This is a genomic window from Pseudomonas sp. RIT-PI-a, assembly GCF_001187875.1.
GTDB classification, from domain to species: Bacteria; Pseudomonadota; Gammaproteobacteria; order Pseudomonadales; family Pseudomonadaceae; genus Aquipseudomonas; species Aquipseudomonas coleopterorum.
In genome coordinates this window covers 37,042-60,979 of the sequence record NZ_LGIR01000023.1, presented here as the reverse complement: position 1 = coordinate 60,979, position 23,938 = coordinate 37,042, and the positions used below count along the sequence as shown (strand labels likewise).

Below are 23,938 nucleotides of genomic sequence, written 5' to 3'. Positions count from 1 at the left end.
CCGCGAAGGGCGCGCAGCGGTGTGTCAGACATATCGTGGTGAGGCTTTCGCGGCCACGGACCGCTCCTACGCAAGATCTATACAGCTTCCATAACAATTCCAGGCGTAATTCTCCATGTCTCAGAAACGCCCCTACAGAGTCGCCCTCAACGGCTACGGCCGGATTGGCCGCTGCGTGCTGCGCGCGTTGTGCGAGCGCGGCGCGCAGGCTGACTTCGAGGTAGTGGCGATCAACGACCTGGCCGACATGGCCAGTCTCGAATACCTCACGCGCTTCGACTCGACCCACGGACGTTTTCCCGGTGAAGTCACGGTCGAAGCCGACCATCTGTTGATCAACGGGCGCCCCATACGGGTCATCCGCAGCGCCACGCCCGAGGCGATCGACTGGGCTGCGCTGGACATCGACCTCGTGCTCGAATGCTCCGGGGCCTACAACACCCGTGCCGACGGTCAGCGTTTCCTGGCAGCTGGGGCACCGGCCGTGCTGTTTTCCCAGCCCATGGCCAGCGAGGCCGATGTCGATGCCACCATCGTGTTCGGCATCAACCAGGACTGCCTCACCGGGCACGAAAAGCTGGTGTCCAACGCGTCCTGCACCACCAACTGCGGCGTGCCGCTGCTGCGCCTGCTGGATCAGGCCATTGGCCTGGAATACGTGTCCATCACCACCATTCACTCGGCCATGAACGACCAGCCGGTGATCGATGCCTATCACCACGAAGACCTGCGCCGCACGCGTTCGGCCTTCCAGTCGGTCATTCCGGTTTCCACCGGCCTGGCCCGCGGTATCGAACGCCTGTTGCCGGAACTTGCCGGCCGAATCCAGGCCAAAGCTGTGCGCGTGCCGACCGTCAACGTGTCATGCCTGGACATTACCCTGCAGATGGCGCGCGACACCTGCGCCGTCGAGGTCAACCGGGTTCTGCGAGAAGCCGCAGGCAGCGGCCCGCTGCAAGGTCTGCTGGCCTACACTGAACTGCCGCACGCCAGTTGTGATTTCAACCACGACCCCCATTCGGCCATCGTCGATGCCAGCCAGACCCGTGTATCCGGGCCGCGCCTGGTGAACCTGCTGGCCTGGTTCGACAACGAATGGGGCTTCGCCAATCGTATGCTCGACGTCGCGGGGCACTACCTGCGCGTCATGAACAATTCCAAACGAGCTTGAAAGGACTGAACGCAATGACCGTGTTGAAGATGACCGACCTCGACCTGCAAGGTAAGCGCGTATTGATTCGCGAAGACCTCAACGTGCCCGTCAAGGATGGCAAGGTAACCAGCGACGCGCGCATCCTCGCCTCGTTGCCCACCATCAAGCTGGCCCTGGAGAAGGGCGCAGCGGTAATGGTCTGCTCGCACCTGGGCCGGCCCACCGAAGGCGAGTTCTCGGCCGAGAACAGCCTCAAGCCGGTCGCCGAGTACCTGAGCAAGGCGCTGGGCCGCGACGTGCCGCTGGTGGCCGATTATCTGGACGGCGTTCAGGTCGAGCCTGGCTCGGTCGTGCTGTTCGAGAACGTGCGCTTCAACAAGGGTGAAAAGAAGAACGCCGATGAGCTGGCGCAGAAGTACGCCGACCTGTGCGACGTGTTCGTCATGGACGCGTTCGGCACCGCGCACCGCGCCGAGGGCTCCACCCATGGCGTGGCCAAGTTCGCCAAGGTGGCCGCTGCCGGTCCGCTGCTGGCCGCCGAACTGGAGGCCTTGGGCAAAGCGCTGGGTGCCCCAGCCAAGCCGATGGCGGCCATCGTCGCTGGTTCCAAGGTGTCGACCAAGCTGGACGTGCTCAACAGCCTTAGCGCCATCTGCGATCAGTTGATCGTCGGCGGTGGCATCGCCAACACTTTCCTGGCCGCGGCCGGGCACAAGGTCGGCAAGTCGCTGTACGAGCCTGACCTGCTGGACACCGCGCGCGCCATCGCTGCCAAGGTCAGCGTGCCGTTGCCGGTCGACGTGGTGGTGGCCAAGGAGTTCGCCGAAAGCGCCGAAGCTACGGTCAAGCTCATCGCCGATGTGGCCGATGACGACATGATCCTCGACATTGGCCCACAAACCGCCGAACAGTTCGCCGAGCTGCTCAAGTCGTCCAAGACCATCCTGTGGAATGGCCCGGTGGGCGTGTTCGAGTTCGATCAGTTCGGCAACGGTACCCAGGTGCTGGCCAAGGCGATCGCGCAGAGCCCGGCGTTTTCCATCGCCGGTGGCGGCGACACCTTGGCGGCCATCGACAAGTACGGCGTCGCCGAAGACATTTCCTATATTTCGACCGGTGGCGGTGCGTTCCTCGAATTCGTCGAGGGCAAGGTCCTGCCGGCCGTGGAAATGCTGGAACAGCGGGCCAAGGCCTGACGCCCTGTGAGTTTCGAGGAGAAACGGATGCTCAAGGCTGCCACGTTGGCATTGGTGATCGGTCTGCTGGCCGGTTGTTCCGGTGCGCCGGCAACCTCGGTTGACGACGAGCCGGCGGCGACCCCTGGAGGCTGTTCGCAGTCGCAGTGGCAGGCCGAAAGCATCCCGGTGGTCGGCAAGCGCATGGGGCCCGAGGCGTTGGAGCGCTACGAGCCGGAACAGCAGGCGCAGGCACCGGGTTGTCCTTGAGGGCAACCAATGGTGCTCGTCAGGGGTCTTCTGTGGTGAGTTTCACGATTATCACCGCCTTTGGCACAAGGAGTTCACCATGAAGATCGGTTCCGCGACATTCGGTTCGGCCACCTTGCTGGCAGCGGTGCTGTCCAGTGGCTGCATGAGTTCAGGCGCAGGCAGCGCCTGTGAAGTGTTCAGCCCGGTGTCGGTGGTCACGCCCACCACTCAGGATGACCAGCGCGTGCAGACCAACTCCACCGGCGAGGTGGCCGGTTCCCAGAACACGGCACAGAATTGCGGGTCGTAAGCCTGTGCTGCAAGGGGCCGCAGTGCCCCGCGCTCCGAGGTATATGAATGAAAGGCGGTATGGCGATAATGGTATTGGCGCTGCTGTCCGGCTGCGCCTATATGGACAAACAGATGCCGATGTCCCCTAATTGGACACGCTGGCAATGTGACAGCCAGGTCGATGTGCAATGGCGCTACAGCGCCGCCGACAAGAGCGCGATGCAAGTGCGCCTGGCGGGCAGCGACAAGGTCTATGCGTTGACTCCTCAGGCCGGTGCCGAGGGTGAATTGTTCAGCGATGGCGTGCTGGCGTTCCACAAGAAAGGTGACGAAGGCCTGGTGTACTGGGTCGCCACCGACGATTTGATTGGCCGGGGTTGCAAGGCTCCGTGACGGCTGGGCCTCAGGGCCTGCCCGATGATAGGCATTACTTCAATAGCGGCCGCCTGCGGTGAGCTGCAACGATCAACGACCCTGAACCGGGAGACATATAACAATGGCACTTATCAGCATGCGGCAGATGCTGGATCACGCCGCCGAATTCGGCTATGGCGTACCAGCTTTCAACGTCAACAACCTCGAGCAAATGCGCGCCATCATGGAAGCGGCCGACAAGACCGACTCCCCCGTCATCGTCCAGGCTTCGGCCGGCGCCCGCAAATACGCCGGTGCCCCGTTCCTGCGCCACCTGATCCTGGCGGCGATCGAGGAATTCCCGCACATCCCGGTATGCATGCACCAGGACCACGGCACCAGCCCGGACATCTGCCAGCGTTCGATCCAGCTGGGCTTCAGCTCGGTGATGATGGACGGCTCGCTGGGCACCGACGGCAAGACCCCGACCGACTACGACTACAACGTGCGCGTGACCTCGCAGACCGTTTCCTTCGCCCACGCCTGCGGCGTGTCGGTAGAAGGCGAGCTGGGCTGCCTGGGTTCGCTGGAAACCGGCCAGGCCGGTGAAGAAGACGGCGTGGGTGCCGAGGGCATCCTGGATCACAGCCAGATGCTGACCGACCCGGAAGAGGCGGCTGACTTCGTCGCCAAGACCCAGGTCGACGCCTTGGCCATTGCCATCGGCACCAGCCACGGCGCCTACAAGTTCACCAAGCCGCCTACCGGCGACATTCTGGCCATCGACCGCATCAAGGCGATCCATGCGCGCATTCCCAACACTCACCTGGTGATGCACGGCTCCTCCTCGGTACCGCAGGAATGGCTGGCGATCATCAACGAGTACGGTGGCGCCATCAAGGAAACCTACGGCGTGCCGGTCGAGGAAATCGTCGAAGGCATCAAGTACGGCGTGCGCAAGGTCAACATCGATACCGACCTGCGTCTGGCCTCCACCGGTGCGATTCGCCGCTTCATGGCGCAGAACCCGGCCGAGTTCGACCCACGCAAGTATTTCGCCGAAACCGTGAAAGCCATGCGTGACGTGTGCATCGCGCGCTACGAAGCGTTCGGCACCGCGGGTAATGCCTCCAAGATCAAGCCGATCTCCCTGGAAGGCATGTTCCAACGCTACGCCAGCGGCGAGTTGAACGCGAAGGTCAATTAAGTACTGACTTCATTTAAACCCGCTTCGGCGGGTTTTTTTATGCCCCTTCGATTGAAAGCCGATTCTATCCCTTGAAGGTGAACATGCTCGTCGTCGCTGGCCCAAGTTTCTTGTATCGATGTGGATGACAGGAATATAACAGTGGGCGTTCATAACCGTGCATGAGTGATTTGTCAATATGCACAAGTGCTAGCTTAGGCGTGACCATTTTCGAAGATAAGCTCAAACCTCGTATTCACCATTCGAGGTAAACCATGAAAACTATTGACACTTCAGATATTGAATCGCCCATTTTCGTTGATGGGTGTGAGGTGGATGATTCGCCTGTTCACATGGCGGCGTTGCTGGATGTCTATCCTGCCGACTTGAACGCGGACGGGAGTCTCAAGCCGTATATAGCCCCTGTCTTTGAAATGCCTGACCTGCTTTCCTATACTTCGAAACTTCCGCTCGACGGTGCTGCCGTTGCGGGAGACGAATGTCCAGAGGTATCCGTTTTTGAGCCGGACAGCATCGTAGATGTACAGCCACGTGCCGGTTGGTGTCCGGGTGGGAGTTGGGCGGGTGGCATATGCAATCCACCCAACAACTCTCGTGACGATTGGATGGCTCGCTACTTTTCGTACTGTGTGTCGCCAATCGAGCAGATGATCCTGCCAGGCGCGCACAACGCTGGCTGCGACAAGAAAGCGCCTTATACAGCCTCCAATGAAACCTGCCAGGATGTGCCGCCTTACGAGCAGATGCATGCAGGCATTCGCGCGTTCGATCTGCGCGTTCAGTTCTTTTCCGGCTATGCGGCTGGCGATCCGCGCCGTTTCCAGATTATCCACGGCCTCTCGTCAGGGCGTACGTTCAAAGGCGATATACTGGATGCAATCACTCGGTTTCGCGCTGCCAACGGCGGCCGCGGCAGTCGGGAAATCTTCGTACTCGACGTCCACGAACGCAAGAACTTCACGGATGCCGGCCAGCGCGAATTCATGGAGTTGATCAAAACCTGGGGACGCGAGGAGTTGGTGCCCTATCACCTGCGTGGATTCGCCATCCCTCAACTCATGGCGTTGGGCAAGAAAACGGTAGTTGCCTTGGACGGCGGCGTCGGGCCTGATTTCTGGCCGCGGGTAGAGCAGCAGTGGATCGGTTATTCAGTCACCGATCCAAATGAGCTGGAACGGTTTGCCAATCGAGCGGTGGCAGAGCAAAAACCGCGCTACGCATTGCGGGCATTGCAGTATCACAAGCATGTACAACTGTCGTATGTGCCTGACGATATCTCGGATCGAGTCATGAGCCGTTCGGCTTTTTCCAATCCAGAGCAAAAGCTTCGAGGTATCTACATATTGAACACCGACTGGGCGCTGCGTCACCGCATGGTGGATAACTGCATTGCCGGCAATTCGGTGCGGCACAACACCCCCCGCCACTCCATCTTGATCAGCTCTCCTAACCAAGCTCAAAACCCTGAAATCATTCCGCTGGCGGCGTATTGTATTTTCCGCTCGTACGACGGTAATTATCAGGCGCGCTTGGCGGTGACGAACACCAGTCATATCATCGAACCCCACGTGGTTTATATAAATGAAGCGACGTGGGGCGTCGATTTTTCAATGAGCAATATCAATAATAATGGAGGGCTGACCAGCCTGCGCATGGAAACCGGTGACAGATTGAGCGTGTGGCGTGACAGAAACAGCCCTCTGGCATGGGATATACGCGCACCGCTATACCTGTGTCCCAACGTCGAGATCGCACAGATCCCCACGCCCGTGCGCGGTGACAAGATCACCTACTTCCAGACCGCCAATGCAGCTTGGGCACCGCGCTTGAGGCTGCCAGCGACCGCTCACACCGGAGCCGTCATCATCGTGATGTGCAATTCAGCACTGGCGCTGACCGTTCTGGGCGAGCAGATGAATGACAATCAGCCGGTAGCACTCTCGTCGGGTGCGCAATGCGCGTTGGAGTTCATTGGCTCGGGCAAATGGAAACTGATCGGCCAACGCCATTGATCCGTTCTTGAGCGAAATGCAAGCTGTCGGTGGTCCGTTCAAGTCGCCGACATTTGCCGCCTGGCAGCAGGTTGCAATTTCCTGCTGCCAGCCAGCAAACGCATCCAAATCGCCAACAGGCCGGGCGGGCCTCTGGCGATTTTTTGCGTGGCTGGAGTTTTACCGTTTGTCGGAGGTGTGTCACATTTACCGGTCACTTGGTAATCATGCTTCAGCCTTTCCTGGAACCCTGTCTAGAGTGAGGTCTTTAATGTCTGGGTAGAACCGGACCGAACCATGTAGAACGAGAAAAAAGCATGGAATGCGCCCCCAACTTGCCCCTTGAAGGTGGCTCTACACTGCTGGTCGTCGACGACTATCCAGAAAACCTGCTGAGCATGAGCGCTCTGCTCGAGCGCCAGGACTGGCAGGTGATCACTGCAGCTTCCGGTGTGGAAGCGCTGGGCAAGCTGCTGGAGCATGAGGTCGACTTGGTTCTGCTGGACGTGCAGATGCCCGGCATGGACGGTTTCGAAGTGGCGCGCCTGATGCGCGGCAGCCAGCGTACGCGCCTGACCCCGATCATCTTCCTGACCGCCAACGAGCAGTCGCAGGCCGCCGTGCTCAAGGGCTACGCCACGGGCGCCGTGGACTATCTGTTCAAGCCGTTCGATCCGCAGATTCTGCGGCCCAAGGTCCAGGCACTGCTCGAGCAGCAGCGCAACCGACGCGACTTGCAGCGCTTGAGTCGAGATCTGGAAACGGCTCGCGCCTTCAACGCCTCGGTCCTCGAAAACGCCGGGGAAGGCATTCTGGTGGTCAATGATCAAGGATTGATCACCTTCGCCAACCCGGCCATCTCGCGCCTGCTGGGTGCCAGTGTCGAGCAACTGCAGTGCACCGTGCTGGCCGATCACCTGCACAAGCCGCAGGTCCCCGAGTGGTTCGAGTCCGACTTCTACCGCGCCTACAACACGCGTACGACCTACCGAGTACACGACGGGCTGATGCGCACGGCCAATGGCCAGCAACTGCCGGTGGCCTTGTCGTGCGCGCCGTTGCCCGGCGAGCAGCGTGCGATGGTGGTGACGATTCTGGACATGTCGGTGGTGCGCAGCCTGCACCAGCAGCTCGAATACCAGGCGGTCACAGACCCGTTGACCGGGCTGCTCAACCGCCGTGGCTTCTATCAGGCGGTGGAGAGCGCGCTGGTGCGCAACGAGCGCGCGGAAAAGGCCCAGGCCTTGCTGTATCTGGACATGGACGGTTTCAAGCGGATCAACGATCGCCATGGCCATGACGCTGGCGATCGAGCCTTGCGCTGGGTGGCCGAACAGATCAAGGCCGTGCTGCGCCCCTTCGACGTGGTGGCCCGCCTGGGCGGTGACGAATTCACCGCGCTGCTGGATAACCTCGACTACCCCGAGCAGGCCGCCAAGGTGGCCGAAAAGCTCATGGAACGCATCGCCATGGAACAGACCGTGGACGGGGTGGACATCAATCTGGGCGTGAGCATCGGCATCGCCACCTATCCCGAATGCGGCGCCAACCTGGACAGCCTGCTGCGCGCCGCCGACATTGCCATGTATGCCGCAAAGCAGGCGGGCCGTCAGCAATACCGTTACTACGACCAGGATTTGAACGGTCGGGCGCGATCGCGTCTGCTGCTGGAAACCAGTGTCGGCGAAGCCATCGAGAACCGCGATTTCAGCCTGGTCTACCAGCCGCAGGTGTCACTGCTCGACGGTCGTCTGCGTGGTTTCGAAGCGCTGCTGCGCTGGTGCCATCCCAGTGTTGGCGACGTGCAGCCGGGGCTGTTCATTCCCCTGCTCGAACAGGCGCGGTTGATCAGCCGCCTGTCGAGCTGGATCTACACCGAGGGCGCCGCCCAGCGTCGGGCCTGGTCCAGCCGCTTTCCCGACGAGCTGGTGCTCAGCATCAGCCTGAGCAATGCCCAGTTCGCCATGCCCAATCTGGTCTCCGAGCTGCAGCGCGCCATCGTCTTGCACGGCTTGCGCCCGCAGCAGCTCGAAGTGGAAGTGGTGGAGTCTTCCCTGATGCACAACCTGGCCCAGGCCACCGCACAGCTGCACCAACTGCGCAACCTGGGCGTGCGCATCGCCCTGGACGACTTCGGCACCGGCCCGTGTTCGCTGAAGCTGCTGCGCGATCTGCCCATCGACACGCTCAAGCTGGACCGTCACCTGATTGCCAAGTTGCCCGACTCTCACCCTGATGGTGTGTTCGCACGCAGCGTGATCCAGGTCTGCAACGCTTTCGACATCACGGTGATCGCCGAAGGGGTGGAGACCGCCGAGCAGTGTCGGTGGCTGCGCGCCGCTGGCTGCGAGTGGATCCAGGGCTTTGTCATTGCCCGGCCGTTGACCGCGCAGGCCGCCAGCGATTTTCCATTGGTCAGCGCAGGCGTGCAGCCGGCGGCGGTGTGACGCCGGCACCGGGCAGGCGTTACACTGGGCGCCTTTCTCAAGTCGAAACGGGCACCATGATCGCGCTGAAGTACCTGCAAGCCTACCCACACGCACTGCAGGAGCAGGTACGGCAACTGATCGAGCGCGGCCAGCTGGCGGACTATCTCGGCCAGCGCTACCCCGATCGTCACGCCGTGCAGAGCGACAAGGCGCTGTACAGCTATGCCGTGGCCTTGAAGCAGGCGCACTTGCGCAACGCACCGGCCATCGACAAGGTGCTGTTCGACAACCGCCTGGACCTCACGCACCGCGCGCTGGGCTTGCACACTGCGGTGTCGCGGGTGCAGGGCGGCAAGCTCAAGGCCAAGAAGGAAATCCGCATCGCTTCATTGTTCAAGGACGCGGCGCCGCAGTTTCTCGAAATGATCGTGGTGCACGAGCTGGCGCACTTTCGCGAGAGTGACCACAACAAGGCGTTCTATCAACTGTGCGAGCACATGCTGCCCGGTTATCACCAGTTGGAATTCGACCTGCGCGTCTACCTGACCTACCGTGATCTGCCCCCTGCGACGTGAAGGATACTCCCATGCAAGTCAGCAAGACCCGCAGCAGTTTCTACCGCCGGCTCTACGTGGCCTGGCTGATCGACAGTGGCCAGGCGGCCACCGTGCCGGCCCTCATCGAGGCGACCGGCATGCCTCGGCGTACCGCTCAGGACACCATTGCGGCCCTCGCCGATCTGGACATTGCCTGCGAGTTCGAGCAGCAGGACGGCGAGCGCAACCACATCGGTCGCTATGTGATCAGGCAGTGGGGTGCGATCGATCGCGAATGGATCGGCCAGAACCTGGGCCAGATCCGCCAGGTGCTGGGTTACCCCTGAGCAGCCCCGACCTCGCGCCGCATGGCGATGTGCGGAATGTTGTCCTCCAGGTATTCCTGGCCTTGGGCGATGAAACCGTAGCGGCCGTAATAGCCCTGCAGGTGGGCCTGGGCCGATAGCTGGATCGGCACGCGCGGCCAGCGTTGGGCGGCCTGTTCCAGTGCGTGGGTCAGCAGCGCATGGCCCAGTCCGGTGCCGCGAGCCGATGCGGCGGTGATCACCCGGCCGATCACCACGTCGCCGTCCTGAGTCGAGGGATCCAGCAGGCGCAGGTAGGCGACCAGTTGCCCGTTGTCCCGGCCCAGCAGATGGCAGGTGTCGGCATGTAGATCCTGCCCGTCGACGTCCTGATAGGGGCATTGCTGCTCGACCACGAAGACCTCGCTGCGCAGGCGCAGGATTTCGTACAGCTGGTGGATATCCAGCTCGCAGTGGTGCATGCACATCCATTCGATGGCCATGTTTACCTCGTTCGATGTTTCGATTCCGGCAAGCCGCAGCGCCATCAGGTGACGACTGCGGTCGGGCCCTTGATCAAGTGCGCGGCCAGGGTGCGCAATGGCCCCAGTTGACGACAGATCAGCGCCAGCTGGGTCTGCACCAGGCGCTGGCCTTCGTCGACCTCGTCGGGCATCTGCTCCAGCGTGTCGGCCAGCGCTTCCTCGCTGTCGCTTTGCACCTGCACCGGTTCACGCGTGGCCAGGCCGGTGGCTATTTCATCGATGCTGCGCGCCAGGCTTTCGCCGGCCTCGCCGATCAGTTGCTCACGCGCCTCGGCTGGCAACTCGGTGCCACGGTGCGCGCCCAGTCCGGACAGGTAGCTGAGCAGGGTGTGCGACAGCACCAGGAAGCGGAAGCCGACGTCGGCTTCCTTGCGGAAGTGCCCCGGCTCCATGAGCATGTTGGCCAGGGTAGTGGAGAGCGCGGCGTCGGCGTTGTGCGCGTTGCGCCGGGCCAGGCGGTAGGCGAGGTCGTCGCTCTTGCCGTTGGCGTATTGCTGCATGATCTGGCGCAGGTAGATGCTGTTGCAGGTCAGGGTATTGGCCAGCACCTTGTTCAGTTTGCGGCCCTGCCAGTCGGGCAGGAACAGGAACACCGCAAGGCCGGCGATCAGGCTGCCGAGCAGGGTGTCGAACAGGCGCGGCAGGAAGAGGCCGTAGCCGTCGCCGGTCTGGTTGAAGCAGAACAGCACCATCAGCGTGATGGCTGCCGTGGCCAGGGTGTAGCGTGTGGTGCGGTTGACGAAAAACACCAGCCCGGCGCCGATGGCGAACAGCGATTGCACGATGGGGCTGGGGAACAGATCGAACAGCGCCCAGCCCACGGTCAGGCCGATGGCGGTGCCGATGATGCGCTGGCCCAGCTTGCGTCGGGTGGCGCCGTAGCTGGGCTGGCACACGAACAGGGTGGTGAGCATGATCCAGTAGCCCTGGCTGGGGTGGATCAGATGGACCATGGCATAGCAGATCACCAGCGCCAGGGGCAGGCGCAGGGCGTGGCGGAACAGCAGCGAGGTGGGCGTGAGGTTTTGCCGAATGCGGCCCCAGAAGTCCTTGAGGGTATGCGGCGAGCGATCCAGCAGGCTGCTGTCGCGGGCGTCGGCGAGACGGTCGGGGTTGCCGGCGTCGCTGAGCAGTCGGTCGAGGGTGCCGAGGTTGGCGGCCAGCGCGCGCAGTGATCGCAGCAGACCGCGCCAGGCGGGGTTGCTCTGGATGCGCAGGTGTTCGAGCGAGGCGTGCAGGTCGCTCAGTGCTTCGGCGAAGCTGTCGTCGTAGATGAACGGCTGACGCAACTGGATCGACTCGCCCAAGCGCTGGCAGGCGACACCTTGCTGGCGCAGCAGGCGCTGGCAGCGGAACAGGACGTCGCTGTGGAAGAAAGCCTCGGCCAGGGCGTTGTACGGGTAGTGCGAAGAGCTGGCGCGTTCGTGAATGTCCTGGGCGAGGAAATACAGCTTCAGGTAGCGGCTGACCTTGGAGCCGGGGCGGCCGTTGCCGACCCGGTGCAGGATGATTTCCTTGGCGGCGTTGAGCGCGGCCACGACTCGACCGTTCTGCTTGGCCAGCTCCAGGCGGCGGGCTTCCACATCCAGTTGGCGAATCGGTTCGAACAGGCTCGCCTTGAGTTTGAGGTACTGCCCCAGTTCGCTGAACAGCCTCGCCAGGGCCTGTTGCACCGGCTGGTTGGAAAACAGCACCTGCCACAGCACCGACAACAGGCCGTACCAGGCGGCACCGGCGACCAGCAGCAACGGCTCGCGCCACAGGTTGCTGACCTCGCCACCGCGCTGGTCGACGCCGATCATGGTGTAGACCGAGAGGATCAGCGTGGCGTAGGCGATCGCTCCGTAGCGTTCGCCCAGCGCGCCGAGCATGGTCAGGGCGAAGCTGGCCACGGCCAGGGCCGTGACGAACACATAGGGGTAGGGGAACAGCAGCTCGACGGCGAAAGCGGCGACGGTGAAGCAGGTCAGCGTGGCCGCGAGGGCGCGGATGCGGCCTTGCCAGTTGTCGTCGGTCTCGGCCAGGGCGCAGGCGATGATGCCCAGGAACAGCGGGACCAGCAGGCGCATCTCGTTTTCATACCAGCACAGCGCCATGCTGCCGGACAGGGCGATGAACACCCGTACGCTGTAGCTGAACTTGTCCAGCGCCCACAAGCGGCGCATGGATTGGCGGAACGACCTGGATGCCATGTAGAGGGGATCGACCTGTAGGCAAGGGAGCTGATGAACGGCGCCAATTTATCATTGTCGGCGGTGGACGGGTACTGCGTGGAGGTGGGGCGGTTTTGACTGCATTGCGATTTACCTGAGACACCGCGCTGTGTTCTTCGCGGGCAGAGCCCCGCTCCCACCTGTACCGCGATTCGTCCGACACCTCGTGCTGGACTACACGTACTGCGCTGCCGCGTAACCCGAGGCCCAGGCCCACTGGAAATTGAACCCGCCCAGATGCCCGCTGACGTCGAGCACTTCGCCGATGAAATACAGACCCGGGTTCTTCAACGATTCCATCGTCTTGGACGATACCTCGCGGGTGTCGACCCCGCCCAGGGTCACCTCGGCAGTGCGATAGCCTTCGGTGCCGGCGGGCACCAGTTGCCAGGCGCCCAACGCGTTCGCCACCGCCTGCAGCTCGGCCGGGGTGTACTGCTTCATCGGCTTGGACACGAACCAGTGCTCGGCCAGCAGGTTGGCCATTTTCTTGGTGAAGACCTCACCCAGCAGGGTCTTGAGCTCCGAATTGGGTCGTTCGGCCTGCTGTTGCTGCAACCAGGCCAGTGCATCGTGATCGGGCAGCAGGTTGATCTCGACGCTGTCGCCAGGCTGCCAGAACGAGGAAATCTGCAAGATCGCCGGGCCGCTCAGGCCGCGATGGGTGAACAGCAGGTTCTCGCGAAACGCCTGATCGTTGCAGCTCACCAGGCAATCCACCGACGTCCCGGACAGCTCGGCGCAGATATCCTTGAGCTGGTCGGTGATGGTGAACGGTACCAGGCCGGCGCGGGTGGGCAGGACGCTGTGGCCGAACTGGCGAGCGATCTGGTAGCCGAAGCCGGTGGCGCCCAGGGTCGGAATCGACAGGCCACCGGTGGCCACCACCAAGGACTGGCACGCCAACGGCCCCATTGACGTCTGCAAGCGATAGCCTTCGGCGGTTTTCTCGATGGCCTGCACCGAGGTGTCCATACGCAGCTCGACCCCTGCGCTTTCACACTCGGCCAGGAGCAGGCCAAGGATGTCGCTGGACTTGTTGTCGCAGAACAGTTGGCCCAGTTTCTTCTCGTGATAGGGCACGCCGTGCTTGGCCACCAGGGCGATGAAATCCCACTGGGTGTAGCGGGCCAGGGCCGACTTGCAGAAATGCGGGTTCTGCGAGAGGAAGTTGGCAGGTTCGGTGTACATGTTGGTGAAGTTGCAGCGACCGCCGCCAGACATGAGGATCTTCTTGCCTGGCTTGTTGGCGTGGTCGATCAGCAGCACTTCACGGCCTCGCTGTGCGGCGCTCAGGGCACACATGAGACCGGCGGCGCCGGCGCCGATGATGATGACGGGGATAGAGCGCACTGCTGGGTCCTCTCGAATCGGGGGTGTCAGGGGAGGCCTCTTCGCGGGCAGAGGCCAAACCTGCCGCTTACAAAATCCGCACGCGCAGCGAACGGCCCTTGATCTTACCGCTGTTCAGACGCTGCAGCGCCTGCTTGGCGATCCCGCGTTCCACGGCCACGTAGGCCTGGAAATCGAAAATGGCGATCTTGCCGACCTGAGTGCCGGGAATGCCCGCATCGCCGGTGAGTGCGCCGAGGATATCGCCCGGACGCACCTTGTCCTTGCGTCCGGCACCGATGCACAGGGTGCTCATCGGTGGCAGCAGTGGCTCGCCGCCCTTGGAGGTCAGGCTGTCGAGTTCGGCCCAGGCCAGTGGCGATTTCTGCAACTGCTCGATGGCCTGCGCCCGATGCGCCTCGGCCGGGGCGACGAAGCTGATCGCCAGGCCTTTCTCACCGGCGCGACCGGTACGGCCCACACGGTGGATGTGAATTTCCGAATCGCGCGCCAGTTCGACGTTGATGACCATGTCCAGGGCATCGATGTCCAGGCCGCGGGCGGCCACGTCGGTCGCCACCAGCACCGACGTACTGCGGTTGGCGAACATCGCCAGGACCTGATCACGGTCGCGCTGCTCCAGGTCGCCATGCAGCGCCACGGCGCTGATGCCTTTGCTGGTCAGGTGATCGACCACTTCCTGGCACTGCTGCTTGGTGTAGCAGAACGCCACGCACGACTGCGGGCGGAAGTGACCCAGGGCACGCACCACGGCGGCCATGCGGTCATCCGGCGAAATCTCGTAGAAACGCTGCTCGATCTGGCTGTCGGCGTGCAGGGCCTCGGCTTTCACCTGCTGCGGATCGCGCATGAACTTGGACGACAGCTGCTTGATCCCGACCGGGTAGGTGGCCGAGAACAGCAAAGTCTGCCGGCGTTCCGGGGTCTGCTCGATGATGTCGGCGATGGCGTCGTAGAAGCCCATGTCGAGCATGCGATCGGCTTCGTCGAGCACCAGGGTGTTGAGCCCGTCGAGCACCAGCGAGCCCTTGCGCAGGTGCTGCTGGATGCGTCCCGGTGTGCCGACGATGATGTGCGCGCCGTGCTCCAGCGAAGCGATCTGCGGGCCGAACGACACGCCGCCGCACAGGGTCAGCACCTTGATGTTGTCTTCGGCGCGCGCCAGGCGGCGGATTTCCTTGGCCACCTGATCCGCCAGCTCGCGGGTGGGGCACATGATCAGCGCCTGGCAGCCGAAATAGCGCGGATTGATCGGGTTCAGCAGGCCGATGCCGAACGCGGCCGTCTTGCCGCTGCCGGTCTTGGCCTGGGCGATCAGGTCCATGCCCTTGAGAATCACCGGCAGGCTCTGCGCCTGGATCGGCGTCATCTGGGCATACCCGAGGGATTCCAGGTTGGCCAGCATGGCGGCGGACAGGGGCAGCGTGTTGAAAGCAGTGGCAATGGTGGTCACGGGACGGGCCTGCAAAACAAAATGTCGCGCAGTGTATCAGCCCCGTGACCTTTCGCCCTAAGCCTGCTTAGTGTTCAACCGGAGGTTCCTGACGAGGTGCGCGCCGTCCATCGCTGTCGGACAGCTGCACGAAGATCCCGGCGGCCAGCATTGCCATCAGGCCAATAGTCAGGAAGGTCGCCTGGAAAGCACCCAGCACCGTGTCCACGCCCTCGTTGCCCAAGGACGCGGTGAAACCGCCCAGCAGAGCACCGGCGCAGGCCACGCCCAAACCCAGGGAAAGCTGCGCCACCACCGACAGCAGACCGTTGCCGCTGCTGGCGCTTTCGTCGTCCAGGTCGATCAGGGTCACGGTGTTCATCGCCGCGAACTGCAACGAGTTCACCGCGCCGAGCAGGCCCAGCTGGGTCAGCAGCAGCCAGTAGGGGGTAGTTTCCGAGACCAGGCCGAGGCTGGCCAGCAACAGCCCCAGCAGCAGGGTGTTGCCGGTGAGCACGATGCGATAGCCGAAGCGCTCGATGATCGGCCGGGAAAACGACTTCGCCACCATGGCCGCCGCCGCCAGCGGAATCATGCTCATGCCGGCTTCCGACGGCGAGTGCCCCAGCGCCACTTGCAGCAGCAGGGGCACCATGAAGGGCAGGGCGCCGCTGCCCAGGCGCGCGAACAGGTTGCCCAGAATGCCGATGGCGAAAGTGCGCGTGTGGAACAGTTTCGGCGAGAACAGCGGGTTGTCGATCTTGCCCGCACGCAGCCAGTAGGCGGCCAGGCAGGCCATGCCGACGAACAGCAGCAGCATCACCCGCAGGTGCGGCAGGTGCAGCTCACCCAGGCCTTCCATGGCGATGGTGATGAGCACCATGGCGGCACCGAACAGCAGGAAGCCGATACCGTCGAAGCGCGTGCGTTCGGCGCCGCGCAGGTCGGGCACCAGGTTCCAGACCGCCCAGCAGCCCAGTGCGCCCACCGGCAGGTTGATGAGGAAGATCCAGTGCCAGCTCAACCATTCCACCATCCAGCCGCCCAGGGTCGGCCCGAGTAGGGGGCCGAGCAGCGCTGGCACGGTGATGAAGCTGAGGATGCGCACCAGCTCCGAACGCGGGTAGGCGCGCAGCACCACTAGCCGCCCCACCGGCAGCATCAGGGCACCGCCCAGGCCTTGGATCACCCGGGCCACCACCAGCATCGCCAGGCTTTGGGACAGCGCGCACAGCAGCGAGCCGATGCTGAACAGCATGATGGCGCTGAAGAACACCTTGCGCGTGCCGAAGCGGTCGGAAATCCACCCGGATGCCGGAATCAGCAGCGCGACCGTCAACATGTAGGCGATGATCACCGATTGCATGCGCAACGGGTTTTCCGCCAGGTCGCTGGCCATGGCCGGCAGCGCGGTGTTGAGGATGGTGCCGTCCAGGGCCTGCATGAAGAAGGCAATGGCGATGACCCAGGGCAGCCAGCGAGCGGTAACGGGATCCAGTGTTGGGCGCGTGGACATGGGGCCTCTTGTTGTTTGAGGTTGATGATGAATGTTCATGGCCAGCCGGTAGGAGGGGGCATCGGCCGCGAAACATGCACTGTGGTGTAACTGACACTGCGCGGTGCACTTTTCGCGGCCACGCACCGCTCCTACAGGGCGCTGCTGCTCCGGTGATTACAACCTCCGTAGGAGCGGTCATCGGCCGCGAAACATGCACTGCGGTGTAACTGACACTGCGCGGTGCACTTTTCGCGGCCACGGACCGCTCCTACAGCGTCAACAGCAATCGCTTCACCAATGCACCGGGCAGCAAACTGGAATGGGTCTGGCGCTCGCCGTAGGTACTGGTCGAGAGAATCAGCTCGCGCTCGGCCGTCAAGGCTTCCAGCTGGTCACCTAGGACACTGTAGACGCTGTCGTCGAAACGCATGGTGTTGACCGGTGCAACGATGTGACCGTCCTCCACCCAGAAAGTGGCAAAGCGGGTCAGCCCGGTCATGCGCGCCGCTGGCATGTCGGAGTAGTTCAGGTACCACAGGTTGCTGATGTACAACCCGGTTCCGAGGCGTTGCAGCACGTCGGCCACGGGCAGGTCGCCCACTGCCATCTGCAGCGCGCCCGGCATCTCCGAGTTGTCCGCGCCGTTGCCCTGCAAGCCGTATTCGGCCGCACTGCGCGAGTCCACCAGGCGCTCGGCGGCGAGCCCGTGGCTGACCAGCGAAAGGTCCTTGCGCGGATAGCCTTCCTGGGAAAACGCCGGGGTCAACGAACCGCTGACGCGCTCCTCGAAGCTCACCTGCGCGCTCAACCGGGCTTCGCCTGCATACAGTCGTTGCAACGGGCTGTTCTTGCTGGCGATGGCCTGCGCCGAGAAGCCGCCCCAGCCCAGCATACCGATGATTTCATCCAGCGCAGCCGGTGCCAGGTAGGCGCGATAGGCGCCCGGCGGCAGCACCTTGAGCGGACGGCTCAGGTGCTCCAGTTGCACGCGGGCCTGGGCCAGGCGGTCGGCGAAGGCCGGTGCCTGCCACTGCTGGCCGGCGTAGTTGGCCTTGACCGCTTCGCCATTGGCATGGAACAGGCTGAAATCGAAATTGAAGCTGTTGGCTTGATGCCAGCCAGTGGCCCCGTCGCTGTTGGCAAAACCCCGGCAGATCGTGCCCGCGGCATAGATGCCGACCAGGTCCAGACCACGGGCCGCCGTGCCGATCTGCTCGACGACTTCAGCCGCATCGGGCAACGGCGTGTCGTCGACATGGTGCGTCTGCCACTGCGAGGTGTTGAGTTGCAGGTAGGGGTCCGGTTGCAGCAGCGGCAGGGTCTGGCTCAGCTGGTGCACGGCCTGGGTCAGACGCTGCTGGTCCACCTCCAGATCCTCGGACAGGGTCAGCTGCAACTCGGCCTGGCGGCCGTTTTCGATCAGCTTCAGCGACACCGTGGCCTGGGCCACCTGTCCCGCCTGGCGCACCTTGGCATGGTTGAAGCGGATGAAATCCGAGGCTTCGGCGTTGTAACTCAGGGTGAAGCGCTGGCTCGGGGCGACGGTGTTTTGCAACCCGTGCACCAGTGCCTGGAAATGCGAGGCGTGATGGCTCATGCGTCACCTCCGAAAACGTCGATCTGGCTGAACACGCAGCTGGGTGATGCATGCCCCACACGGATCACCTGGTTGGGTTCACCCTTGCCGCAGTTGGGCGTACCCAGCACCTGCAGGGTGCTGGCGTCGCCTACCGCCCGCAGGTTTTTCCAGAAGCTGGCGGAGATACCCCGATAGTTGGGGTTCTTGACCACGCCCTTGAGTTCGCCGTTCTCGATCAGTTGGCCCCACTCGCAGCCGAACTGGAATTTGTTGCGTGCATCATCGATAGACCAGGAACGGTTGGTGGACATCAGGATGCCGTGCTCGATGCCGGCGATCAGCTGCGCCTGGCTGTGCTCGCCCGGCTCGATGTTCAGATTGGCCATGCGATCGATCGGGGCCCGGTTCCAGCTGCTGGCACGGCTGTTGGCGACGCCGTCCATGCCGCTGCGGTATTGCGACAGGGCGCCGCCCAATGGGCGCACCAGCACGCCATCGCGAATCAGCCACTGCTTGCTGGCTGGAGTGCCGTCGTCGTCGTGCGCGTAGCTGGCCAGTTCGTGCGGGATATCGGGGTCGAAGGTCACGTTGAGCAACGGCGAGCCATAGCGCAGGTGGCCGAAGTCCTCGACCTTGACGAAGCTGGTGCCCGCATAGTTGCGCTCGTCGCCCAGAATCCGGTCCAGCTCCAAGGGGTGGCCGATGGATTCGTGGATCTGCAGCATCATCTGGTCGGGTGTCAGCAGCAGGTCACGCGGGCCTTGCGGGGCATTGGGCGCCAACAGCAACTGCAGGGCCTGGTCGGCGACCTGGTGACCGGCGCCGACAATGCCACAGCGCTCGATCACGTCGACACCGCCTTGCTGGCCGAAGTTGTCGCGGCCCAGGCTGCGGGTCTGGCTGTCGCTGCCATCGAAGGCCGTCACGCTCAGGCCGGGGAAGACGAAGCGCTGGGCCTGGCGAATCTGCGCGCCGGCGCTGTTGAGGTAGATCTGTTCGACATCGGTGATGCCCAGGCCGGCATACCAGCTGACCAGCCGCGGATCGTCCGGCACGCGGGCGGACTCCTCGCCAAGCATCTGGTAGCACTGGGCCAGAGACGGGAAGGCGGCCTGCCTGTCGGGCGAGAGATAATCGCTGCGGGCGCTGCTGACCGGGTGTTGCTGCAGGTCGAGCAGGGCATGGGCGGCGATGGCGCCTGCCTGCTGCTCGGCCCGCTCCAGCGCCTGCTGCAGACCGCGTACGGACAGATCGCCGGTGGCAGCGTAGGCTTCCACGCCTTTCACTCGTACGGTGATCATCACGCCTTCGTCGAGGCTCAGGCTCGGCGGTTCGGCGATGTTCTTGCGCACGGCCAGGTGCTGGCTGGATTGGCGCACATGACGCAGGGAGAAGAATTCGGCGCGAGTGCGCAGGGCGGCGAAGCGTTGTTGCAACAGGGCGGTGGAATCGAACATTCAGGGGCCTCTGTGGTGGGGCAGTTTCGGCCCCTTCGCGGCTGCTAGCCGCTCCTACAGAGGAAACGCGATCCCATGTAGGAGCGGCTAGCAGCCGCGAAGGGGCCGGCATGCCGAGCCGAGTTGAGCAGGCCCACAGCTTAGGCCCCACCGCCGCCATGGGGCAAATCCATATCAGCTGTGAGGCGCACCCACTTCGCGCATCGGCTTGCCACGCACCGGCGCATCGCCTGCCACGTAGTAGGCCGCGGTCGAGCGTGCTTCGGGCTTGCGGCCACGAATGCGGTCGGCGATCTTCTCGGCGATCATGATGGTCGGCGCGTTCAGGTTGCCGGTGGTGATGATCGGCATGATCGAGGCGTCGACCACGCGCAGGCCTTGCAGGCCATGCACGCGACCCTGACCATCGACCACGGCCATCTCATCGGTGCCCATCTTGCACGAGCACGACGGGTGATAGGCGGTTTCGGCATGCTCGCGGATGAACTGATCCAACTGCTCGTCCGTCTGCACCTCGATGCCGGGGCTGATCTCGCGGCCGCGGTACTGGTCCAGCGCGGGTTGCTGCATGATTTCGCGGGTCAGGCGGATGCCGTCGCGGAATTCCTGCCAATCCTGCTCGCTGGCCATGTAGTTGAACAGGATGCTCGGGTAGTCGCGCGGGTTCTTCGACTTGACGTTGACCCGGCCACGGCTCGGCGAGCGCATGGAGCCGACGTGGGCCTGGAAACCGTGCTCCTGAACACCCTTGGTGCCGTTGTAATTGATCGCCACCGGCAGGAAGTGGTACTGGATGTTCGGCCATTCGAACTCAGGGCGCGAACGGATGAAACCACCGGCCTCGAACTGGTTGCTGGCGCCGATACCGGTGCCCAGGAACATCCATTCGGCGCCGATCTGCGGCTGGTTCCACCACTTCAGCGACGGGTACAGCGAGACCGGCTGGGTGCAGCTGTATTGCAGGTACATTTCCAGGTGGTCCTGCAGGTTCTGGCCGACGCCTGGCAGGTCGTGCACGACGTCGATGCCCAGCGGCTGCAGCACCTCGGCAGGGCCCACACCGGAGCGCTGGAGAATCTGTGGCGAGGCGATCGCGCCGCCGCACAGCAGGACTTCCTTGCGGGCACGGGCCTGGATGCGCTCGTCGCTGTCACCGACCAGGTAGCTGACGCCGACCGCACGCTTGCCTTCGAAGACGATCTTGTCAGTCAAGGCGTGGGTGACGATGGTCAGGGTATCGCGCTGCTTGGCCTGGTCCAGGTAGCCGCGTGCGGTGCTGGCGCGGCGGCCCTTGGGCGTCACGGTGCGGTCCATGGGACCGAAGCCTTCCTGCTGGTAGCCGTTGAGGTCGTCGGTGCGCGGAAAGCCTGCCTGCACGCCGGCTTCGACCATGGCGGCGAACAACGGGTTGTTGCCGGGCTTGGGCGTGGTGACGCTGACCGGACCTTCGCCACCGTGGTAGTCGTTGGGGCCGATGTCACGGGTTTCGGCCTTGCGGAAATACGGCAGGCAGTCCAGGTAGCTCCAGTCTTCAAGGCCCGGCAGCTTGGCCCAGCCGTCGTAGTCCATGGCGTTGCCGCGGATATAGCACATGCCGTTGATCAGCGAAGAGCCACCCAGGCCCTTGCCACGGCCGCACTCCATGCGGCGGTTGTTCATGTGCGGCTCGGGCTCGGTCTCGTAGGCCCAGTTGTAGCGGCGGCCCTGCAGGGGGAAGGCAAGGGCGGCGGGCATCTGGGTACGGAAGTCCAGGCGATAGTCCGGGCCGCCGGCTTCGAGCAGCAGGACGGTGACGCCTGGATCTTCGGTCAGGCGCGTGGCCAGGGTGTTACCGGCCGAACCGGCGCCAATGATGATGTAGTCGAATTCCTGGGACATGGAGGTTCCCTCTTTGAAATATGGCAAGGTGGGCAGGGTGTCAGGTCTGGCCTATTCGCGGGCAGAGAGCTCGCCGCCCGCCCCGCTCCCACAAGGGTCTCGGATCAGAACACCGAAACGTAATCGCCCAGTTCCACCTGTACCGATTTGATCCGGGTGTATTGCGCCAGCGAGCTGATGCCGTTTTCGCGGCCCACGCCAGACTGCTTGTAGCCACCCACTGGCATCTTCGCGTCGGATTCGCCCCAGGCGTTGATCCAGCAGATGCCTGCTTCGAGCTGATGGATCACGCGGTGCGCACGGTTCAGGTCGCGGGTGACCACACCGGCGGCCAGGCCCATCTCGGTGGCATTGGCGCGGCGGATCACTTCCTCTTCGCTGTCGTAGCCGAGGATGCTCATCACCGGGCCGAAGATTTCTTCGCGCACGATGGTCATCTCGTCGCTGCAATCGGTGAACACGGTGGGTGCGACGAACGCGCCCTGACCCAGCTCACCGTCGGTCAGCCGCTCGCCGCCGCACAGCAGGCGCGCGCCTTCGGCCTTACCCTTGGCGATATGGCCCAGCACGTTTTCCATGTGGGCGAAGCTCACCAGCGGACCGAAATTGGTGTTTTCGTCTTCAGGATCGCCGATGCGGATGCGCTGTACGCGCTCCAGGATCTTGGCTTCGAGTTGCGCCTTGAGGGCATTGGGCACGAACACCCGAGTGCCGTTGGTGCAGACCTGACCGGAGCTGTAGAAGTTGGCCATCATGGCGATGTCGGCGGCCTTGTCGAGGTCGGCATCGTCGAAGATAATCAGCGGCGACTTGCCGCCCAGTTCCATGGTCACTTCCTTGAGCGAGGAGCTCGAGGCGCTGGCCATGACTTTCTTGCCGGTGCTGACGCCGCCGGTGAACGAGACTTTCTCGATACCAGGATGCTCGGTGAGCCAGGCGCCGACTTCGCTGCCACTCCCGGTCAGCACATTGAACACGCCAGCGGGCAGACCGGCCTCGGTGTAGATTTCGGCCAGCTTGAGGGTGGTCAGCGAGGTGACTTCGCTGGGCTTGAAGATCATCGCGTTGCCGGCGGCCAGCGCCGGAGCGGACTTCCACAGAGCGATCTGGATCGGGTAGTTCCAGGCGCCGATACCGGCGGTCACGCCCAGGGGCTCGCGGCGGGTGTAGACGAAGGACGTGTCGCGCAGCGGGATCTGCTCGCCTTCGATGGCAGGCACCAGGCCGGCGTAGTATTCGAGCACGTCGGCACCGGTGACGATGTCCACGTAGCGGGTTTCCGAGTAGGCCTTGCCGGTGTCCAGGGTTTCCAGCAGGGCCAGTTCGTCGTTGCGCTCACGCAGGATGTCGACGGCTTTGCGCAGCACGCGCGAGCGCTCCATGGCGGTCATCGCGGCCCAGATCTTCTGGCCCTTTTCGGCGCTGGCGACGGCTTTTTCGACGTCTTCGGCGGTGGCGCGCTGAACCTGCGCCAGCACTTCACCGGTGGCCGGGTTGACGGCATCGAAAGTGCCGCTGCCGCTGGCGTCCACGTAGCCGCCATCGATGTAGAGTTTTTGCGTTGGGAAACGGGCCATAAGATCCTCGCGGTGCAGTTAAGGTGGCAGCAGGCGAGGCGCGAAGCTTCAGCGCTGCTGTTTTGCCAGTTGCATGTCCATGTATTCGCAGGCGATGCGATGTGCCTGCGCGGTATCGAAAGCATCGCCCGACAGGGCGCCGCGCAACCACAGACCGTCGATCAGTGCAGCCAGGCCGCGTGCGGCGCTGCGTGCCTGTTCCACCGGCAATTCACGGCGGAACTGGCAACACAGGTTGGAATACAGGCGGTGGTCGTTGATCCGCTGCAACCTGTGCAAGGACGGCTGATGCATGCTGGCGGCCCAGAAGGCCAGCCAGGTCTTCATGGCCGGAGCGTTGACCTGGCTGGCGTCGAAGTTGCCTTCGATGATCACCTGCAGGTGCGCCCTGGCGCTGTCGTCGGTCAAGGCCTGTCGGCGCGTGGCGACGTTGTCGATCAGCACGTTCATCAAGTGGCGCATGGTCGCTGCGATCAGGCCGTTCTTGTCCTGAAAGTAGTGACTGATGATGCCGTTCGACACACCCGCCAGGCGGGCGATCAGAGCAATGCTGGCGTCACTCATGCCGACCTGGTCGACAGCCTGGAGCGTGGCTTCGATCAACTGTTGGCGGCGGATGGGTTGCATACCGACCTTGGGCATTGCGCGAATCTCCTTGGGCCTGCAGTACGGGCAGTGAGTGACAGCCGACTGAAGCCAGTCTAGTTTATTTT

20 protein-coding genes are annotated in these 23,938 nt (G+C 63.3%); 10 read left to right on the top strand and 10 right to left on the bottom strand.

The window, feature by feature from the left end; all coding sequences use genetic code 11:
• Nucleotides 1-115 precede the first annotated feature (115 nt).
• The 10 genes from epd to AC788_RS15130 all read left to right on the top strand — a co-directional run bounded on the left by epd (nt 116) and on the right by AC788_RS15130 (nt 9,735).
• The gene (gene epd, locus AC788_RS15175; protein ID WP_049861422.1) at nt 116-1,171 is read left to right on the top strand and encodes an erythrose-4-phosphate dehydrogenase; all 1,056 of its coding nucleotides are present in this window, start codon (nt 116-118) and stop codon (nt 1,169-1,171) included.
• Between the two features lie 14 nt (nt 1,172-1,185).
• Nucleotides 1,186-2,349 (top strand): phosphoglycerate kinase, encoded by a 1,164-nt coding sequence (locus tag AC788_RS15170; RefSeq protein ID WP_049861421.1) that lies wholly within the window; start codon nt 1,186-1,188, stop codon nt 2,347-2,349.
• A gap of 27 nt (nt 2,350-2,376) precedes the next feature.
• Complete coding sequence (locus tag AC788_RS15165; RefSeq protein WP_049861420.1) at nt 2,377-2,598, top strand: hypothetical protein; 222 nt, start codon at nt 2,377-2,379, stop codon at nt 2,596-2,598.
• A 79-nt stretch (nt 2,599-2,677) separates the two neighbouring features.
• Complete coding sequence (locus tag AC788_RS15160; RefSeq protein ID WP_049861419.1) at nt 2,678-2,890, top strand: hypothetical protein; 213 nt, start codon at nt 2,678-2,680, stop codon at nt 2,888-2,890.
• A gap of 47 nt (nt 2,891-2,937) precedes the next feature.
• The gene (locus AC788_RS15155; protein ID WP_049861418.1) at nt 2,938-3,264 is read left to right on the top strand and encodes an MliC family protein; all 327 of its coding nucleotides are present in this window, start codon (nt 2,938-2,940) and stop codon (nt 3,262-3,264) included.
• A 103-nt stretch (nt 3,265-3,367) separates the two neighbouring features.
• Nucleotides 3,368-4,432 (top strand): class II fructose-bisphosphate aldolase, encoded by a 1,065-nt coding sequence (gene fba, locus AC788_RS15150; protein ID WP_049861417.1) that lies wholly within the window; start codon nt 3,368-3,370, stop codon nt 4,430-4,432.
• A 254-nt stretch (nt 4,433-4,686) separates the two neighbouring features.
• Nucleotides 4,687-6,444, top strand: a complete 1,758-nt coding sequence (locus tag AC788_RS15145; protein WP_152965755.1) for a hypothetical protein — start codon at nt 4,687-4,689, stop codon at nt 6,442-6,444.
• A 296-nt stretch (nt 6,445-6,740) separates the two neighbouring features.
• Nucleotides 6,741-8,870: a putative bifunctional diguanylate cyclase/phosphodiesterase gene (locus tag AC788_RS15140; protein WP_049861415.1), complete on the top strand. Its 2,130-nt coding sequence runs from the start codon at nt 6,741-6,743 to the stop codon at nt 8,868-8,870.
• Between the two features lie 56 nt (nt 8,871-8,926).
• Complete coding sequence (locus AC788_RS15135) at nt 8,927-9,427, top strand: M48 family metallopeptidase (RefSeq protein WP_049861414.1); 501 nt, start codon at nt 8,927-8,929, stop codon at nt 9,425-9,427.
• Nucleotides 9,428-9,438: 11 nt separating this feature from the next.
• Entirely contained in the window at nt 9,439-9,735 is a 297-nt protein-coding gene (locus AC788_RS15130; RefSeq protein WP_049861413.1) for a winged helix-turn-helix domain-containing protein, read from the top strand.
• Here AC788_RS15130 and AC788_RS15125 read toward each other — a convergent pair.
• The 10 genes from AC788_RS15125 to betI all read right to left on the bottom strand — a co-directional run bounded on the left by AC788_RS15125 (nt 9,726) and on the right by betI (nt 23,867).
• A complete protein-coding gene (locus AC788_RS15125; protein WP_049861412.1) occupies nt 9,726-10,196 on the bottom strand; it encodes a GNAT family N-acetyltransferase in 471 nt (156 codons plus the stop codon). The genes AC788_RS15130 and AC788_RS15125 overlap by 10 nt on opposite strands.
• A gap of 44 nt (nt 10,197-10,240) precedes the next feature.
• Nucleotides 10,241-12,430, bottom strand: coding sequence for a YccS family putative transporter (yccS, locus tag AC788_RS15120; RefSeq protein ID WP_049861411.1), 2,190 nt, complete (start codon nt 12,428-12,430; stop codon nt 10,241-10,243).
• Between the two features lie 195 nt (nt 12,431-12,625).
• Nucleotides 12,626-13,804 carry an NAD(P)/FAD-dependent oxidoreductase gene (locus AC788_RS15115; protein WP_049861410.1) on the bottom strand — a complete coding sequence of 393 codons (1,179 nt, stop codon included), beginning with the start codon at nt 13,802-13,804 and terminating at the stop codon, nt 12,626-12,628.
• Nucleotides 13,805-13,871: 67 nt separating this feature from the next.
• The gene (dbpA, locus tag AC788_RS15110; protein WP_236690533.1) at nt 13,872-15,209 is read right to left on the bottom strand and encodes an ATP-dependent RNA helicase DbpA; all 1,338 of its coding nucleotides are present in this window, start codon (nt 15,207-15,209) and stop codon (nt 13,872-13,874) included.
• A 115-nt stretch (nt 15,210-15,324) separates the two neighbouring features.
• The gene (gene mdtD / locus AC788_RS15105; protein ID WP_139211034.1) at nt 15,325-16,791 is read right to left on the bottom strand and encodes a multidrug transporter subunit MdtD; all 1,467 of its coding nucleotides are present in this window, start codon (nt 16,789-16,791) and stop codon (nt 15,325-15,327) included.
• Between the two features lie 211 nt (nt 16,792-17,002).
• Entirely contained in the window at nt 17,003-18,331 is a 1,329-nt protein-coding gene (locus AC788_RS15100; RefSeq protein WP_049861407.1) for a TldD/PmbA family protein, read from the bottom strand.
• Nucleotides 18,328-19,770: a TldD/PmbA family protein gene (locus AC788_RS15095; RefSeq protein ID WP_049861406.1), complete on the bottom strand. Its 1,443-nt coding sequence runs from the start codon at nt 19,768-19,770 to the stop codon at nt 18,328-18,330. The genes AC788_RS15100 and AC788_RS15095 overlap by 4 nt, the downstream gene beginning before the upstream one ends.
• A 174-nt stretch (nt 19,771-19,944) precedes the next feature.
• On the bottom strand, nt 19,945-21,648 hold the full coding sequence (gene betA, locus AC788_RS15090) for a choline dehydrogenase (RefSeq protein ID WP_049861405.1): 1,704 nt from the start codon (nt 21,646-21,648) through the stop codon (nt 19,945-19,947).
• A 104-nt stretch (nt 21,649-21,752) separates the two neighbouring features.
• A complete protein-coding gene (betB, locus tag AC788_RS15085) occupies nt 21,753-23,225 on the bottom strand; it encodes a betaine-aldehyde dehydrogenase (protein ID WP_049861404.1) in 1,473 nt (490 codons plus the stop codon).
• Between the two features lie 48 nt (nt 23,226-23,273).
• On the bottom strand, nt 23,274-23,867 hold the full coding sequence (gene betI, locus AC788_RS15080; protein WP_049861403.1) for a transcriptional regulator BetI: 594 nt from the start codon (nt 23,865-23,867) through the stop codon (nt 23,274-23,276).
• Between the last annotated feature and the right edge of the window lie 71 nt (nt 23,868-23,938).